The 13,802-nt window shown below is 56.8% G+C and carries 11 protein-coding genes; 8 read left to right on the top strand and 3 right to left on the bottom strand.

The annotated features are described in order from the left end of the window. Window positions 1-131 precede the first annotated feature (131 nt). Window positions 132-1,553, top strand: coding sequence for a pectate lyase family protein (locus tag AC2FH2_RS03540; RefSeq protein WP_142633256.1), 1,422 nt, complete (start codon window positions 132-134; stop codon window positions 1,551-1,553). A 39-nt stretch (window positions 1,554-1,592) separates the two neighbouring features. Here the strand turns inward: AC2FH2_RS03540 and AC2FH2_RS03535 are convergent, their stop codons facing one another. Both AC2FH2_RS03535 and AC2FH2_RS03530 read right to left on the bottom strand, forming a co-directional pair. Further along, complete coding sequence (locus AC2FH2_RS03535) at window positions 1,593-2,351, bottom strand: DsbA family protein (protein ID WP_271947549.1); 759 nt, start codon at window positions 2,349-2,351, stop codon at window positions 1,593-1,595. Then, the gene (locus AC2FH2_RS03530) at window positions 2,348-3,730 is read right to left on the bottom strand and encodes a M48 family metalloprotease (RefSeq protein WP_496822874.1); all 1,383 of its coding nucleotides are present in this window, start codon (window positions 3,728-3,730) and stop codon (window positions 2,348-2,350) included. The genes AC2FH2_RS03535 and AC2FH2_RS03530 overlap by 4 nt, the downstream gene beginning before the upstream one ends. On the opposite strand from AC2FH2_RS03530, the gene AC2FH2_RS03525 reads away from it, so the two are divergent. The 3 genes from AC2FH2_RS03525 to AC2FH2_RS03515 all read left to right on the top strand — a co-directional run bounded on the left by AC2FH2_RS03525 (window position 3,729) and on the right by AC2FH2_RS03515 (window position 8,764). Continuing rightward, a complete protein-coding gene (locus AC2FH2_RS03525; RefSeq protein ID WP_271947547.1) occupies window positions 3,729-4,892 on the top strand; it encodes a pyridoxal phosphate-dependent aminotransferase in 1,164 nt (387 codons plus the stop codon). The genes AC2FH2_RS03530 and AC2FH2_RS03525 overlap by 2 nt on opposite strands. A 66-nt stretch (window positions 4,893-4,958) precedes the next feature. After that, window positions 4,959-6,179 carry an N-acetylmuramoyl-L-alanine amidase gene (locus AC2FH2_RS03520; RefSeq protein ID WP_142633265.1) on the top strand — a complete coding sequence of 407 codons (1,221 nt, stop codon included), beginning with the start codon at window positions 4,959-4,961 and terminating at the stop codon, window positions 6,177-6,179. Between the two features lie 95 nt (window positions 6,180-6,274). After that, the gene (locus AC2FH2_RS03515) at window positions 6,275-8,764 is read left to right on the top strand and encodes a penicillin-binding protein 1A (protein ID WP_496688377.1); all 2,490 of its coding nucleotides are present in this window, start codon (window positions 6,275-6,277) and stop codon (window positions 8,762-8,764) included. On the opposite strand, the gene AC2FH2_RS03510 is transcribed toward AC2FH2_RS03515, so the two are convergent. Continuing rightward, window positions 8,758-9,591 (bottom strand): aminoglycoside phosphotransferase family protein, encoded by an 834-nt coding sequence (locus AC2FH2_RS03510; protein WP_496688375.1) that lies wholly within the window; start codon window positions 9,589-9,591, stop codon window positions 8,758-8,760. The genes AC2FH2_RS03515 and AC2FH2_RS03510 overlap by 7 nt on opposite strands. Window positions 9,592-9,668: 77 nt before the next feature. On the opposite strand from AC2FH2_RS03510, the gene prfB reads away from it, so the two are divergent. The 4 genes from prfB to AC2FH2_RS03490 all read left to right on the top strand — a co-directional run bounded on the left by prfB (window position 9,669) and on the right by AC2FH2_RS03490 (window position 13,801). Further along, window positions 9,669-10,796 carry a peptide chain release factor 2 gene (prfB, locus tag AC2FH2_RS03505; RefSeq protein ID WP_142633271.1) on the top strand — a complete coding sequence of 376 codons (1,128 nt, stop codon included), beginning with the start codon at window positions 9,669-9,671 and terminating at the stop codon, window positions 10,794-10,796. A 14-nt stretch (window positions 10,797-10,810) separates the two neighbouring features. Then, the gene (locus AC2FH2_RS03500) at window positions 10,811-11,503 is read left to right on the top strand and encodes a M50 family metallopeptidase (protein ID WP_496693413.1); all 693 of its coding nucleotides are present in this window, start codon (window positions 10,811-10,813) and stop codon (window positions 11,501-11,503) included. A gap of 94 nt (window positions 11,504-11,597) precedes the next feature. Further along, a complete protein-coding gene (locus AC2FH2_RS03495) occupies window positions 11,598-12,992 on the top strand; it encodes an amidase (protein ID WP_496822871.1) in 1,395 nt (464 codons plus the stop codon). 29 nt (window positions 12,993-13,021) lie between these two features. Beyond that, the gene (locus AC2FH2_RS03490; protein WP_496822869.1) at window positions 13,022-13,801 is read left to right on the top strand and encodes a DUF2189 domain-containing protein; all 780 of its coding nucleotides are present in this window, start codon (window positions 13,022-13,024) and stop codon (window positions 13,799-13,801) included. Window position 13,802 lies beyond the last annotated feature (1 nt).

Below are 13,802 nucleotides of genomic sequence, written 5' to 3'. Positions count from 1 at the left end.
TTAGATTTGTTGTTTTTGTTTCATGGGTTTCTTAGTCGTATGCCAGTAAGCGATCGTTTGAAGATTAGATTGTCTCCTGCCTCTTCGGCCCTCGGTCTTTGCGGTCCGGACTCTAACAGGGGGCTTATGCAATGCGCCGTAACTTGAAAGCCTTCGGCCTGGGTGCAGTGATCGCCGGGTGTTCGGGTTTCATGGTGGCAGATAGCGTAGTGGCCGATCAGCCCGCATTTCCCGGTGCGGTGGGATATGGGCAGAACGCTACGGGTTGGCGTGGCGGCGAAGTGTTTCATATCACAACCTTGGACGATACCGGCCCGGGCAGCCTGCGTGAGTGCGTCGAAAATGACGGCTCCGGACGGGTTTGCGTTTTCGATATTTCAGGGACGATCACTGTAGACACCCAGATGAAAGTGGCTTCGAACACCTATATCTCCGGACAGACCGCGCCGGGACAGGGGGTGCAGATCAAACTTGGCAAGGTTCTGGATTCACCCCTGATGATTTTTGAGGCGCAGGACGTTTTGCTGCGGAACCTCAAATTTCGGCCTGGACCCAGTTACAAGCCCTCGTCGAACGTGGACGGGCTTTCCATAGAGAGCAGTTCGAATATCTACGTTGACCGTGTCTCGATCCAATTTGCCACGGATGAGAATCTGGGCGTTGGAACGGAAAACCTGCCAAGCGAAGATATCACGATAGCCCGCAGCATCTCAGCCCTGGCTCTGGATAAGTCCACCCATACAAAGGGAAAGCATTCAAAAGGTGCTCTGCTGTGTTCCGATGATGGAACGGCAAGGCAATGTGGGCGGGTCACCCTGTATCAAAACCTGTTTGCCCATAACCGCGACAGAAATCCAGACATCCAGTCGTCACCATCTGGGCAAGTCGACATTATTAACAACGTGTTCTACGACGCGACCTCGCAATTCGGTGAGTTCTGGAACCATTACGGCGACACATGGATCGCCTATGTGGGAAACGTCGTCCTGCCGGGCCCCAGTACACGGAACAGGCCGCCCCCCGCCGCATTCGAGGTGTTCCCTTATGGCGCAGACAAAGGGTTCAGCATCTCGGTTTTCGAACAAGATAACCTGCATCTGGACAGCCGTATTGAGCTGCTATGCGACAGATCAGTGAAGGGCAAGATTGCGGATGATGCGGCGGTCGAATTCCTTGTGGCTGAACCTCACCAGCCGCTGTCGGTTGAACCTGCCGAGGTGAGCACGACATACGAAACCGTTCTTGGAACCGTGGGGGCCCGGCACGGGGATGACCAAGCTTTGGACAGTCTGGATGCGATGGTGATCGAAAACGTCCGCGGCTGTGATGGACATCGGATAAACGATCCGGGCGAGGTGGGCGGTTGGCCGGATTTGCCCATTGTTCACGCGGCAGTTGATACTGACCGGGACGGAATGTCTGATACTTGGGAAACAGGGCGGACTGGCCTGGACCCGAATGATCCCTCAGATGTCTGGGCGGACCGGGACGGCGATGGCTGGTCTAATCTAGAGGAATATCTAAGCCACCTTGCTGGCGACCCGATGCCCTGACGGAATGGCCGGCTCCTGTTGCGGAACCGGCCTGCCAAATCAGCCTTGCTCGGCGCGAACGGCATTCGCAATTTGCTGCATCTGATCTGCTTTCAGGTACCCGCGCAGCATTTCGGTGCCCAGCACAAACGAAGGCGTGCCCGAAATCTGCATCCGCTGCGCCAATTCACGGGTCTTTTGGATTTCCTCGGTGACCTGTTCGCTGTCCATTGCCGCCAGAATCGCGTCACTGTCTAAACCCAGCCCGTCCGAGATACGGCGCAAAGTAACCGGCGACGGTTCCCCGGTGAATTCGAGTAGGGCATCGTGAACCTGTTTATAGGCATCGTCCCCGGCAACATGTTTGGCGGCAACGGCAAAGCGGGATGAGATCATCGACGCGTCTCCGAGGATCGGAAACTCTTTGATCACAAGCCGAATATTGCCATCTTCGGCCAGCAGGCTGGCCACTTCGGGAACCGCACGGCGGCAATATCCGCAGCGATAGTCCATGAACTCGACCAGAGTAATATCTCCGTCCGGATTGCCGCCCACCCAGCTGTACCCGTCGTTGAAAAGCTCATCAGCATTGCTGGCGACAAGCTCTTTATCCGCCTGCGCTTCTTCCACGGCGTTGCGTTGTTCCAGAATGTTGATCGCTTCGATGATGACTTCGGGGTTTTCCAGGAGGTATTCGCGTACCTGCTCTCCGAATTGTTGTTTTTCGGCGTCGGTCAGCTGGCTCAGGTCCAGGGCCTGCGCCGATCCTGCGATCAGGGAAAGCCCCAGAAGGGCTGGTGCAGCGTGTCTGAGGATCATTTCCGTTTCCTTTTCGAATTACTCTTGTTTGCTTGTTCAAACGCAATCAACACATCTTGGGCCCGTTGCCAACCCGGTGATCCGACCGGCAACTGCGCAACCGCGCGTTTCGCGTGAATACCGGCGTCATCCAAACGGCCCTGCAGGGCATATCTTTCGGCTGTAACCGCCGATGCCATGCCAGTATTGCCTGTTTTGGCATAAGCTGCACCCAGGTCTTGCATCAATCTTGCGTTACGAAAATCTCTGGCCCGTGCTTTTTCAAGAATGGCCAAGGCTTCCAATGTCTTACCTTGAACCAACAGGGACCGCCCGAATCCGGCTAGGATAAGTGGGTTATTCGGCGCCAATTCAACGGCTTTGCCATATGCTGCTACCGCATCAGCCACTTGACGGTTTTCAAGCATGATCTGGCCTTTGAGGTCATAGTAATAGGGGTCATTGGGCCGGATTGCCAAAGCACCATCAATCGCAGCGCGCGCTTTGGTCAGATCACGGTTTTGATGGTGGGCTGCTGCCTCGCGCATCAGTCGTATGTCCTGGGCGGTTTCTTCTTTGGCGCGCTGCATCGTCCATGTGGGCGAGCGGATGAAGGCCGAAAGCTTACCTTTCGCCCTTGCGAACCAGTAATCGGCATTCTGGCTGGGTTTGGCTTTATCGCCGAACTCTTCCAGAAACGCCTCGGCGGCGCGCAGCCTCTCGCGGCTGGTGGGGTGTGATCGCATGTATGGGTCCTGGTTGACCGTGTTTAACAGCTCTTGCCCCGCGAATTTACGGTGCAGAGACACCATGCCACTGGGCGAGATGCCGGCCCAACGTAAATAGCTTGCTGCGCTGCGATCCGCCGAGGACTCTTCAGCGCGGGTGTGGCCAAGAAAGCTGCGCAGGGCTGCCGAATTAGTACCGGCTGCAATTCCGAATGCGGCCTCGCCGCCGCCAGCAGCTGCAGCAATCAGTGCCAAAGCCGTCCCAAGCCCGGCTTTTTGCCGTGCTGCATTCAGGTTTTCGTAACGGCGCGATAAGTGCCCGTTGGCGATATGGGCCGCCTCATGTGCGATAACCGCTTGCAACATCTCGGGGCTTTCAACTGAAAGAATTAGCCCATAGTTCAGATAGATCGCATTGTAATCCAGAACGAAGGCATTGAACGTGCTGTCATTGACCACCAGTATCTGGACCCGGTTGGTATTCAGACCGGCGGCGCGCAGAACGGGAAAGGCCAACTCTCGCAGACCGTGTTCAATATCTGGATCACGGATCAGGCTTTGGGCCTGAACAGCGCCTACGAGCCAAGTCACTGCAAACAGCAACAGGGCTGGGATTGACGCCAGCCTGGATACGCGTTCAAAAGCCATGATTGCAACATGGGAGATGGCCATGCGAAACTCAACCCGGTCCGGGGTCGATCCGTTCATCGTGATGGACGTGATGGAGGCTGCCCGCAAAGCCGAAGAAGCTGGCCGCCACATCATCCACATGGAGGTCGGCCAGCCTGGAACCGGCGCACCCAAAGGGGCGACCGAGGCATTGGCTAAGGCAATGGAGCAAGGCCCGCTGGGATATACCGTTGCATTGGGTCTGCCAGCACTGCGCCGCCGGATCGCGCAGATGTATGGCGAGTGGTATAATGTCGATCTCAATCCCGAACGGGTGGTGGTAACCCCCGGTTCGTCAGGCGGATTTCTGCTGGCGTTCACCGCGCTGTTCGACAGCGGGGATCGCGTGGGTATTGGGGCCCCCGGCTATCCGTCATATCGGCAGATATTGCGGGCCCTGGGGCTGGTCGCGGTTGATCTGCCCACCGCTCCGGAACACCGCCTGCAGCCGGTGCCAGCCGATTTCGCAGGGCTAAATTTGCAGGGACTGATGGTGGCCTCGCCCGCCAACCCGACAGGCACCATGCTGGATCGCTCCGCAATGGGGACGCTGATCGAGGCCGCTCAGGGGCAGGGTGCGTCTTTCATCAGTGATGAGATTTACCACGGTCTGGAATACGAAGCCAAAGCCGTCACCGCGCTGGAGCTGACAGATGAGTGCTATGTGATCAACTCATTCTCCAAGTATTTCTCTATGACAGGTTGGCGCGTTGGCTGGATGGTTGTGCCTGAGGATCATGTGCGCGTCGTCGAGCGGATTGCGCAGAACATGTTTATCTGCGCGCCTCACGCCAGCCAGGTGGCAGCGCTGGCGGCGATGGATTGTGATGAGGAATTGCAGGCCAATCTTAATGTCTATCGGCGGAACCGCGCGCTGATGCTCGACGGTCTGCCCAAAGCCGGTTTCACCAATATCGCGCCACCTGATGGGGCATTCTATGTCTACGCCGATGTGTCTGACCTGACCGACGACAGCCGTGCCTTTGCGGCTGAGATTTTGGATAAGGTCGGCGTGGCGGTCACTCCGGGGCTGGATTTCGATCCTCAGCGCGGGCACGGCACCATCCGTTTTTCCTATGCACGTTCGACTGGGGATATCGAAGAGGGGCTGCGGCGGCTTCAGCGTTTCATGGCTGATCGGGGCTTGATTTCTGCCCAAGCCTAAAGCGTTCACATCCAAGTGCGGGTCGGGTAGGCTGCGCTTCAATCGATCTCGGGAAAACTTGAGGCCATGAGCAGAATTATCTACGCCATCGCGCTGATCTGGGCGCTAGGCAGTACCGCCGTTGCGCAGGATTTCAGCGCACTCGCCCGTGTTTTGCCAGACCAAAGTTCGATTGTTGATGACGGGCGGTCCGGTGTAAGCATCCAGCTTGGGCTTAGCCAGGGGGTGCCTTATCGCGTTTTTACCCTGCGCGACCCGTATCGGATGATCCTGGATTTCCAGGAGGTAGACTGGACCGGTCTTGATCGTGACCGCTTTCTACAGACTGGTCGTATCAGTGGTGTGCAGTTCGGCTCTTACGTACCGGGCTGGTCCCGCATGGTGCTAGAGTTGGGCGCGCCTCTGATGGTCGAGACGGCGGATATGCGAGTGGACTCTGCGACTGGGGCCGCGCATTTGACGCTTGGGCTGCAAGGGACAGATTTCGACAGTTTCGCAGCCAGCGCTGGCACGCCCCGGCAAACCGGCTGGGATTTGCCGGAACCGGCGGTAACATCTGTCACGCCAAGGGGGCAGGGCAACGGAACTTTGCGTGTCATGTTGGATCCCGGGCATGGAGGAATTGATCCCGGCGCCGAAGTTGACGGTGATGATGAGAAAACGCTGATGCTGACCTTTGCCCGAGAGCTGCGCGAGATGCTATTGCGCACGGGCGGATACGAGGTTGAGATGACGCGGACCGATGATCAGTTCGTTTCTCTTGAACGTCGTATTGCATTGGCACACCGTGCAGGTGCAGATGTGTTCATCTCTATACATGCCGACATTCTGACAGAAGGGCGGGCTCATGGCGCGGCCGTTTATACGCTGTCTCAAGATGCCTCGGATGTGGCAAGCCACAAACTGGCCGAGCGGCACGACCGCAGTGATTTGATTTCGGGCGTCGATCTGAGCGGTGCGGATGATCAGGTTGCAGATGTTCTGCTGGACCTTGCGCGTCAGGAAACCAGGCCGCGTACGGATGCGTTGGCACAAATGCTGGCGAATGGAATGACGCAACAGGGCGGTCCGATGAACAACAAGCCAATTCGCACCGCCTCATTTTCGGTTCTGAAGGCAGCGGATATTCCTTCCGTTCTGATTGAGCTTGGCTTCCTTTCCAGCCCTAGAGATTTGAAAAATATACGAAATCAGGAATGGCGCATGGGAATGGCGCGCGGTATTCGGGATGGGCTAGAGAAATGGCGCCAGGACGATATGGTAAAACGATCCCTGATTGGACAGTGACCCCGTGGCGCAAACCGGCTATTATTGGCCATGGTGTTTTGACCCTGCACAGGTGCGACACTATATAGGCGGCACCGCGAGCAAAAGGCAGTAACGTGATCCGTTTCATTCTTTCGATTTTCGGGGCGATATTCAGCCTCGTGACCTTGGGTATTTTTATGGCTGCGCTGGTTATCGGCGCGGTGTTCTGGATGTATGGGCGCGACCTGCCCAGTCACGAATCCCTGGCGCAGTACAAGCCGCCCACGATCAGCCGGATTTATTCCGGCGAGGGTCAGCTGATCGACGAATTTGCGCAGGAACGCCGTCTGTTCACCCCGTCAGAAGAAATCCCCGAACTGGTTAAGCAGGCCTTTATTTCGGCCGAAGACAAGAATTTCTATAACCATAAGGGCTATGATCCGCGCGGGATTATTGCCGCTGGTGTCGAGGCAGTGAAATCCAAGGGCGAGAATGTACGGGGTGCATCGACGATCACACAGCAGGTAATGAAGAACTTCCTGTTGTCGGGGGACCGTCGGGCCGAGCGCAAGATCAAAGAGATCATCCTGGCCACACGGCTTGAGAATACGCTGGATAAGGAACAGATCCTAGAACTGTACATGAACGAGATTTTTCTGGGCCAGAACTCGTATGGTGTAACCGCAGCAGCGCAAACCTATTTCAACAAGACCCTTCAGGAATTGGCTCCGCATGAGGCCGCCACTTTGGCGGCTATGCCCAAGGCGCCGTCGGATTATCACCCGGTTCGGCAGAAAGAACGCCTTGTGAACCGGCGCAATTACGTGCTGCGCGAGATGAACCAAAACGGTTATATCGACACGGCGACCTATGAGGCCGAGGTCGAGATGCCTTTGCGGTCTGTCCAGAATGGTGATTTCGAAAGTTTCCGCACCGCCTTGCCGCCGCGGGATTACTTCACCGACGAAATCCGCCGCCAGCTGAGCGAAGATTTCGGCGAGGGCGAGTTCTTTACAGGTGGTTTTACTGTCCGCGCCTCTGTGGACGAGGAAATGCAAGTCAAAGCCGCGCACGCCCTGCGCGAGGCGCTGCAGAAATACGACCGGTCTCGTGGAAAATGGCACGGGACTGACGAAGTGATCGCCGAAGAAATTCTGGCGGATGAGGTGCAGTGGCGTGAGGCCTTGGCGATTCTGGAAATCCCCCGTGATGTGGTTCTGCCTACGCAGTGGTATCCCGCCGTAGTACTGGATGTCGGTGAGCAGGCCCTGACCGTCGGCATTGAAAATGGTCCGGCTGACGGCATCATCCCGCGCTCGGACATCAAGTGGATGCAGGGCAGCTTCTTCGACAACTTCAAACGCGGTGACGTCATTCTGGTGATGGCCGGGGAAGAAGGCCAATGGTCCGCCCGTCAGGTCCCCGAGGTTCAGGGCGGCTTTGTTGCGATGGACGTGAACTCGGGCCGAGTTTTGGCGATGCAGGGCGGATTCTCGTATCAGGATTCTGTGTTCAACCGTGCCACGCAGGCGCAGCGTCAACCCGGGTCAAGCTTTAAGCCTTTCGTCTATGCCGCTGCGTTGGACAGCGGGTATAGCCCTGCGACCATTGTGGTCGACGCTCCGATCGAAGTGAACACACCGCAGGGCCTGTGGCGACCCAAGAATTCGACCAACAAATTCTACGGGCCGACGCCATTGCGTACCGGGATTGAACAATCGCGGAACCTGATGACCATCCGTCTGGCGCAAGAAGTCACGATGCCCGTGGTTGCCGGATACGCGGAACGCTTTGGCGTTTATGACCGGATGGGTGCTTTCCTGGCCAACTCGCTGGGGTCCGAAGAGACGACGCTGTACAAGATGGTTGCGGCCTATGCGATGTTCGCAAATGGCGGCGAGCGGGTTGAACCCACTCTGGTTGACCGTATTCAGGATCGGTTCGGCAAGACAATCTATCGCCACGATGACCGCCAGTGCCTGGATTGTAATTCGGCCTGGCTGGAACCTGATGAATCCCCCACGATCGAGACAAACCGCAGTCAGGTCATGGATGCGATTACCGCCTATCAGCTGACGTCGATGATGAAAGGTGTCGTAGATCGCGGCACGGCATCCAGCGTTATCAATCTGCCTGTGCCCACCGCTGGGAAGACCGGAACAACCAACGAATCCAAAGACGCCTGGTTCATCGGCTTTACCTCGAACATTGTTGCAGGCTGCTATATCGGCTATGACCGCCCCCGCCCGATGGGCCGGGGCGCGTATGGCGGCACTTTGTGTGGACCTGTGTTCCAAAGCTTCATGGAAACCGCAGTCGAGAAATACGGTGGAGGCCCGTTCGAGGTGCCCCCAGGTGGTCACTTTATCAAAATCGACCGGTTCAGCGGCGCGCGCTTGCCATCTGATGCGTCCGGAGACTTTGTCGTGGCCGAGTATTTCCGCGATGGCGCCGACGGCTTTATCGACCGCATCTATGACGGTGGTTTTGCGATGGGTTCCGATCTGCCGCTGTTTGAAGAGGTCAACAGCTCGGGTCGTCAGGTGACCACGTCGACCGGCGACACCATCACCGTTGGCCCAAATGCCAGCCAAGGCGATTTGCAGGGCGGCGGGCTTTACTGATCCGCCGCGCGCAACAATAGGTTCAAGAGCGTTGCCTCGGGCGCAGCTGAAACTATCCCATGGCCGCGCCACATGATGGATAGCGCACATTTTGCAGCGGCCCATTGGGCAAGACGTTTCCGCGACACACCTAACGCTCCGGAGTAAAGCTGGAGGCAGCGTTCGATCTGGTCGCGGCTGCGAACCAGATCGGGCATACCTTTGGGATGCCGCAGTGCGTTTGCAAGTTCAAAAGCAGGATCGCCCAGATACCCCTTTGCATCAATTACCTGTGCCCCTGAAGGCGTTTGAATTACGTTATCGGTGTGAAGGTCACCATGCAGCGGCACCACCTGCGGTTGGCTCGTCAGAAGGTTTGATGCCAGTTCCGTTGCGCGGATCACATCGCGTTGTAGTGCATCAGGGCAATCGCGGGCAAACGTGCAATCAAACAGTGGATTGAATACCTCGTGCAATGGTCGCAGCTCGTCGAACGCAACCGTGGGCTTTTGGTGAAGGCGGAGGGCCATCTCCGAGAAAACCTGCAGCGCGCTTTCAGCGTTTCCGTCACGCGCGATGTCACCCAGTGTCGGACCCTCCAACCACTCCATCAATACGGCTTTGCCCGCTTCGGCATAAATGGCAACCGCGCCACGATCCTGCCAAAGCGACAAAAGCCTGGTCGAAGCAGCTTCGTTCCCGCGATCTGCGCGGTGGTATAGCTTTAGCGCGGCCGGCCCATAATCCCGCGCGTGAACTTTCCAGACTAACGCATGCTGGGCTTCGGCGATCAGAGTGGCACGGCATAATCCCCAGCAATCCATGATATCACCCGGAACAATATGCATTCAGGTCTCCGCTGTCTTGTGGTGGCCCCACGCTCTTGCTATCACGCAGGCCTGATTGAGCAAGTTGGGACGTAACCATGCGCGCCGAAACCCAGAATACCGTGGCGGAAATTGAAAAGTCGCTAGAGCTGCTGGCGCAGCGCATGGACTATGAAACCGCACCCCATCGCCTTGAGGAATTCAATGCCCGGGTTGAGGATCCAAACCTGTGGGACAACCCCGAGAATGCGCAAAAACTGATGCGAGAGCGGCAGATGCTGGTCGATGCTATTGAAATCTATGAATCCATCAAAACCGACCTCAGCGACAATATGGAATTGATCGAACTGGGCGAGATGGAAGAGGACGAAGAAGTCGTCACCGACGCTGAAGAGGCGATCAGAAAGCTAAAAGCCAAAGCCGCCAAAAAAGAGCTTGAGGCGCTGCTGGACGGAGAGGCCGACGGCAACGACACCTTCCTCGAGATCAATTCGGGCGCAGGCGGCACCGAAAGCTGCGACTGGGCTTCGATGCTGGCGCGGATGTATGTCCGCTGGGCCGAGAAAAAGGGCTATACGGTCGAGCTGCAATCCGAGACCTCGGGCGAAGAGGCGGGTATTAAATCCGCGGCGTACAAAATTTCTGGCCACAACGCCTATGGCTGGCTGAAATCGGAAAGCGGCGTGCATCGGCTGGTGCGAATTTCACCTTATGACTCGGCGGCCAAACGGCATACCTCGTTCAGTTCGGTCTGGGTTTACCCGGTGGTGGACGACAATATCGAGATCGAGGTCAACCCGTCCGAGATTCGCATCGACACCTACCGGTCCTCGGGGGCCGGGGGTCAGCACGTGAACACGACAGACTCGGCCGTGCGGATCACGCATATCCCGACCGGGATCGTTGTTACATCATCCGTGAAATCCCAGCACCAGAACCGTGATATTGCGATGAAAGCGCTGAAATCCCGCCTGTACCAGCAAGAGCTGGACCGCCGCAATGCTGACATCAACGCAGCCCACGAGGCCAAGGGCGATGCGGGCTGGGGCAACCAGATCCGGTCGTATGTTCTGCAGCCTTACCAAATGGTGAAGGACCTGAGGACCAACCATGAAACCTCGGATACCAAGGGGGTTTTGGATGGGGATCTTGACGGGTTCATGGCCGCCACGCTGGCCTTGAACGTGGCCGGAAAAAGCCGTTCCGAAGCGCAGGGCGAAGGCTGATAGCAGCGCGTTCGATGCCCATGATGAAGCTGATCAAAGGACATTGGCAACTGATTGCGCTTGTCGCTTTGGTGTTTGTGTTCTGGTCTACGCCGATTGTGGTGCCTCTGAAGATACTCATCGTTTTCCTGCACGAGCTGTCGCACGCGATAACCGTCGTCCTAACCGGTGGTTCGGTCGAGAGCTTCTCGATCTCACCGCAGCAGGGTGGTCTTGTCACAGCGCGTGGTGGGCAAAGATTCTTCAGCCTGTCCGCCGGTTATCTCGGGTCGCTGGCGCTAGGGATGGGGTTGTTGCTGATAGCATTGCGCACGCATTGGGACCGGGCGGTGCTGGGTGGATTTGGCGGCGTGATGCTGTTGGTAACAGCGCTTTATGTTCGCGATCCCTTTGCCATGGCGTTTTGTGCAGGTGTTGGGGCGGTAATGATCGGCATGGCGTTCTATCTAAGTCGGCCGATCTGTGATCTGGCTTTACGCGTGATCGGGCTGACCAGCGTGATCTATGTGCCTTATGATATCTTTGATGACACGATCCGGCGCTCGGGTGTCCGCTCGGATGCCTACATGCTGGCCCAAGAATTCGGCGGCACGACCATGATGTGGGGCGGGATCTGGCTTGTGTTAAGCGTCCTTTCCATCCTTTTGTGCGTAAAACACTTTCTTGGGCACGACAGCAATTTGCATTTTGAGTCTCGATCCAAGTGACCTCGGGTAGTCTTTGGTGAAAAGATGCATTCAAACTGAGGGTTTAAATGAGGATACGCTCCGGCTAGGCTGACCAAAAAGGTGGAGCCCAGGGATGGATCTAGGCCAAATAACAGCAGCCGAATTGTTGAGTGCATTGTCCTCTGGGCGTTTATCGGCGGCTGAGCTGATGCAACTGACGCTAGAGCGGATCGGCGCAGTGAACGAGCGCCTGAATGCAATCGTGGCGGTGCGTGATCCTGATGATTTGATGGCCGAGGCCCGTGCTGTTGATGCCGGACCAAACCGTGGTCCGCTGCATGGTCTGCCGATTGCCGTCAAAGACTTGGTGAATGTTGCGGGCGTCGTTTCGTCCCAAGGATCACCAATCCTGAATGGGTTCATTCCGGAAACAGACGATCTGTTAGCCCAGCGGATGAAAGAGGCCGGGGCAATCCTGATCGGTAAAACCAATACTCCGGAATTCGGGTTGGGCTCACATACGTTCAACCCAGTATATGGCGTCACATGCAACCCATATGACCCCGAGCGTACTTGCGGCGGTTCATCCGGTGGAGCAGCAGTCGCGCTGGCGTCTGGCATGGTGGCGCTGGCCGATGGGTCTGACATGATGGGCAGCCTGCGCAACCCTGCGGCATGGAACAACGTCTATGGCTTCAGGCCCAGTTGGGGGCGGGTGCCAAACGAACCCGACGGTGACGGATACTTGCACCAGCTTTCTACATTGGGCCCGATGGCGCGGAGCCCCGAAGATATTGGTCTATTGCTTGATGTGATCAGCGGCACTCATCCGTCTCAACCTTTGGGTCATCCGGGGGAAACCGTGTCTCCGGTCCAACCCGCAGATCTGACCGGAATGCGTATCGGGTGGTTGGATGACTGGGGCGGAGCCTTTCCATTCGAACCTGGTATCCGCGAGATTTGCCGTGACGCGCTCGAGGTGTTCACTCAACTCGGGGCCAAGGTCGAACCCCTCACACCACCCTTTGACGCAGACCAGATGTGGAATAGCTGGATTACATTGCGTTCGTGGAGCGTGGCCGCCGGTCTTGCGTCTCTGACAGAACACCGCGCGTCACTGAAGGATACTGCGCAATGGGAACTGGACCGTGGTCTGGCGCTGACAGCGATGCAGGTCCATCGTGCCAGTGTTGTGCGAACCGAGTGGTTCCGACGTGCGACCGAAGTTTTCCAGGACTATGATGCGCTTATCCTGCCGTCGGCCCAGGTCTGGCCATTCGACTTGCAGCTTGCATTTCCCACCGAAATCAACGGCACCCGGATGGATACCTATCACCGTTGGATGCAGGTCGTGGTGCCGGTCAGCCTGATCGGACTGCCTTGCCTCTCGGTTCCTGTTGGATTTGGATCCGAAGGCTTGCCGATGGGAATGCAGATCTTTGGTCCGCGCGGAGCGGACTCTCGCATTTTGTCCATCGGATCTGCTTATCATTCTGCCACCAGTTGGCCGCAAAAACGACCCGCCTGAAAATCGACCGGATACGAAGGATAAAAGCCATGGACAAACAGTTTGGTGTTCCGAACATGGGGCGGGTAGATGTCGAAATGCTGCACGAGGCCCTAAGGCGAGGCTGGAGCGATTTTCGCCGCGCTCCGCTCTTTGGGCTGCTCTTTTCCGGGTTCTATGTATTGATGGGCTGGCTGATGGTTTGGGTCACTCTCACGACCGGAACGACCTATTGGCTGATTTTGGCCGCAATCGGTTTCCCGATGCTGGGCCCCTTTGCCATGGTGGGGCTGTATGAGGTATCGCGGCGCATTCAAGAGGGTGAAGGTTTGGATTCTCGGGCCATATTTGGCGTAATCCTGAGTCAAAGCCGCCGTCAGTTACCTTCGATCTGCGCCATCATCGTTGTGATGTTTCTGTTCTGGTTCTTTCTTGGCCACATGATCTTTGCCCTTTTTATGGGGCTATCGACCATGACCAATGTGTCTTCGTCCCTTGAGGTGTTCCTTACATCAAACGGGTTGACGATGTTGGCGGTTGGAACAGCTGTTGGCGCGATTTTTGTGACCATCCTCTACATGATCACGGTGCTTTCAATTCCGATGCTTTTGGACCGAGAGCTGGATTTTGTGACCGCAATGATTGCCAGCTATAGCTATGTGGCCGCAAACCTCAGATTGATGCTGGGGTGGGGCGCGCTGATTGCGGTTCTGACGTTTGCCGCAATGATTCCCTGGTTTTTCGGCTTGTTGATCGTACTGCCGCTATTGGGGCACGCCAGTTGGCACCTATACTGGCTGATCTCTCAGGGCGGGGAAAGCGCGGGTTAAC

The organism is Ruegeria sp. YTSA105 (assembly GCF_059610225.1).
Note: the sequence above shows the minus strand (reverse complement) of the source record. Positions and strands in the feature narration are given on the sequence as shown.

Excerpts from the sequence above, each read along its gene's own strand:
- AC2FH2_RS03510 (WP_496688375.1), bottom strand. The coding sequence starts at position 9,591 with ATGCATATTGTTCCGGGTGATATCATGGATTGCTGGGGATTATGCCGT.
- AC2FH2_RS03500 (WP_496693413.1), top strand. The coding sequence starts at position 10,811 with ATGCCCATGATGAAGCTGATCAAAGGACATTGGCAACTGATTGCGCTT.
- AC2FH2_RS03540 (WP_142633256.1), top strand. The coding sequence starts at position 132 with ATGCGCCGTAACTTGAAAGCCTTCGGCCTGGGTGCAGTGATCGCCGGG.
- AC2FH2_RS03535 (WP_271947549.1), bottom strand. The coding sequence starts at position 2,351 with ATGATCCTCAGACACGCTGCACCAGCCCTTCTGGGGCTTTCCCTGATC.
- AC2FH2_RS03490 (WP_496822869.1), top strand. The coding sequence starts at position 13,022 with ATGGACAAACAGTTTGGTGTTCCGAACATGGGGCGGGTAGATGTCGAA.
- AC2FH2_RS03530 (WP_496822874.1), bottom strand. The coding sequence starts at position 3,730 with ATGGCCATCTCCCATGTTGCAATCATGGCTTTTGAACGCGTATCCAGG.
- AC2FH2_RS03495 (WP_496822871.1), top strand. The coding sequence starts at position 11,598 with ATGGATCTAGGCCAAATAACAGCAGCCGAATTGTTGAGTGCATTGTCC.
- AC2FH2_RS03520 (WP_142633265.1), top strand. The coding sequence starts at position 4,959 with ATGAGCAGAATTATCTACGCCATCGCGCTGATCTGGGCGCTAGGCAGT.
- AC2FH2_RS03525 (WP_271947547.1), top strand. The coding sequence starts at position 3,729 with ATGCGAAACTCAACCCGGTCCGGGGTCGATCCGTTCATCGTGATGGAC.
- prfB (WP_142633271.1), top strand. The coding sequence starts at position 9,669 with ATGCGCGCCGAAACCCAGAATACCGTGGCGGAAATTGAAAAGTCGCTA.